The organism is Acidovorax sp. KPB24-07 (genome assembly GCF_057543315.1).
In genome coordinates this window covers 1-2,199 of record NZ_BAAJYS010000488.1, presented here as the reverse complement: position 1 = coordinate 2,199, position 2,199 = coordinate 1, and the positions used below count along the sequence as shown (strand labels likewise).

At 70.8% G+C, this 2,199-nt stretch carries 4 protein-coding genes; 3 read left to right on the top strand and 1 reads right to left on the bottom strand.

Going from position 1 to position 2,199, the window contains the following annotated elements; all coding sequences use genetic code 11:
* Nucleotides 1–353, bottom strand: a 353-nt coding sequence (locus AC27IQ_RS22960; protein ID WP_487090921.1) for a dienelactone hydrolase family protein, incomplete at its 3' end; no start/stop codon positions are given.
* A gap of 146 nt (nt 354–499) precedes the next feature.
* On the opposite strand from AC27IQ_RS22960, the gene AC27IQ_RS22955 reads away from it, so the two are divergent.
* The 3 genes from AC27IQ_RS22955 to AC27IQ_RS22945 all read left to right on the top strand — a co-directional run.
* Nucleotides 500–1,246 (top strand): SDR family oxidoreductase, encoded by a 747-nt coding sequence (locus AC27IQ_RS22955; protein WP_487090920.1) that lies wholly within the window; start codon nt 500–502, stop codon nt 1,244–1,246.
* Nucleotides 1,246–1,881 carry a MarC family protein gene (locus AC27IQ_RS22950; protein ID WP_272565846.1) on the top strand — a complete coding sequence of 212 codons (636 nt, stop codon included), beginning with the start codon at nt 1,246–1,248 and terminating at the stop codon, nt 1,879–1,881. The genes AC27IQ_RS22955 and AC27IQ_RS22950 overlap by 1 nt, the downstream gene beginning before the upstream one ends.
* Nucleotides 1,882–1,890: 9 nt before the next feature.
* Nucleotides 1,891–2,199 (top strand): response regulator (locus AC27IQ_RS22945; protein WP_487090919.1); only part of this gene is annotated, 309 nt, incomplete at its 3' end.

The window sequence follows — 2,199 nt, the reverse complement described above, 5'->3', positions numbered from 1 at the left end:
ATGCCCACCTTGCCGCCGCCGGCCTGCGCCGCGTGGTCGATGGCGGCCTGGATGTCGGGCAGCACGCCCGCGCCGGGAAGCGCCTCGACGCGCGACTTGAGCGCGATGCCGTCCTGCATGTCCTGCGCGCTGTAGCCCAGCTCGACCCCGGGCTGCACCCGGGCGAAGGTGGCGGGCGCCACGGCCAGGTAGCCGCGCGCGGCCAGCCGGTCGGCCACGGCGCGGATGTGCGAGTTCACGCCGAAGATTTCCTGCAGCACGACCACGGCGCCGCGCGCCTGGCCCTCGGGCTGCGCGACCCAGGCGGGCACCTTGAAACCGTCAGCCGATGCGATGTCCACGAAATTGCCCATGATGATGCGACTCCTTTGCCGAAAGGGATGAGTGAGAGAGGGTGGTTGGAAGAAAGCGGAACGGTGAAAAGACGCGCCGGCCCGGGCCGGCGGATGCTGTAATGCGGGACCTTTCGCCAACGGTGCATTCTTGCAGGAGACGGCAATTGAACAAAGTGGTACTTGTGACCGGTGGTAGCCGGGGCATCGGCGCAGCGACCGCACGCCTGGCCGCGCGCCAGGGCTGGGCGGTGGCGGTGAACTACGCCCGCGATGCGCAGGCGGCCGACGCCGTGGTGCAGGCCATCCGCGAGGCGGGCGGCCAGGCCATCGCCGTGCAGGCCGACGTGGCGAAGGAAGACGAGGTCGTCGCCCTGTTCGAGGCGGTCGATGCCCGCTTCGGCGCGCTCGGTGCCCTGGTGAACAACGCGGGCGTGGTCGACGTGCCCGCGCGCGTGGACCAGATGAGCGCCGAGCGCCTGCGCCGCATGTTCGACATCAACGTGGTGGGCAGCTTTCTCTGCGCACGCGAGGCCGTGCGGCGCATGAGCACGAAGCACGGCGGCGCGGGCGGCAGCATCGTCAACGTGTCCAGCGCCGCGGCACGGCTGGGCGCGGCCGGGCAGTACGTGGACTACGCCGCCTCCAAGGGCGCCATCGACGTGCTCACGCTCGGCCTGGCCCGCGAGGTGGCGGCCGAGGGCGTCCGCGTGAATGCGGTGCGGCCCGGCCTCATCGACACCGACATCCACGCCAGCGGCGGCCTGCCCGACCGCGTGCGTGATCTGGCGCACCAGGTGCCCATGGGGCGGGGCGGCACGGCCGAGGAGGTGGCCGAGGCCATCGTCTGGCTGATGTCGGAGGCGGCCAGCTACACCACCCTGTCACTGCTCGACGTCTCCGGAGGCCGCTGATGGACCTGAAACCGCTCATCACGCTGCTGGCCATCGTGAACCCGCTGGCCATCGTGCCGTTCTTCATCCACTACACCGACGGGTTTTCGCAGCGCCAGCGCCGGCGCACCATCCAGGTGGCGGCCTTCAGCGCGTTCTGCGTGATCGCGGCCTGCGCGCTGCTCGGGCTGCAGATCCTGGAGTTCTTCAACATCTCGCTGCAGAGCTTCCAGGTGGGCGGCGGCATGCTGCTGCTCATCAGCGCGATGAACATGCTCAACGCCCAGCCGGCCGAGGCCAAGCCCCACACCCACGAACTGGAGGAAGGCGCCGAGAAGGCCGCCCAGGGCGACAGCATCGCCGTGGTGCCGCTCACCATCCCGCTGCTCACCGGGCCGGCCAGCATGTCCACCGTGGTGATCTATGCCGACCGCGCGCAGACCTTCTGGCAGCACCTGGCGCTGGTGGGCTACGGCGTGGTCATCGCCGGCGCCACGGCGCTGTGCTTCGCGCTGGCCGACCCCATCGCGCGCGTGCTGGGCAAGACCGGCATCAACGTGATGACCCGGCTCATGGGCCTGATCCTCGCGGCGCTGGCGGTCGAGGTGATGGCCGAAGGGCTGGGCAAGCTGTTTCCCGTGCTGGTCGCGCGCTGAGGGCACGGCATGGCCACCACCCACGCCCGGTTGCTGCTGCTGGAGGACGACCCCGCCATCGCGCGCACGGTGGCCTATGCGCTCGAGCGCGAGGGGCTGTCCATCGTGCACAGCCTGCTGTTGCGGGACGCGCGCGAACAGCTGCGCGCCCGGCCCTTCGACCTGCTGGTGCTGGACGTGGGGCTGCCCGACGGCAACGGCCTCGATCTGCTGCGCGACCTGCGCCGCGACCCGTCGCACCAGGCCACGCCGGTGCTCATGCTGAGCGCACACGGCGAAGAACTCGACCGCGTGCTGGGCCTGGAGCTGGGCGCCGAC

What these genes read in the sequence shown, in the direction of transcription:
- AC27IQ_RS22950 (WP_272565846.1), top strand. Translation starts at nt 1,246, where the DNA reads ATGGACCTGAAACCGCTCATCACGCTGCTGGCCATCGTGAACCCGCTG.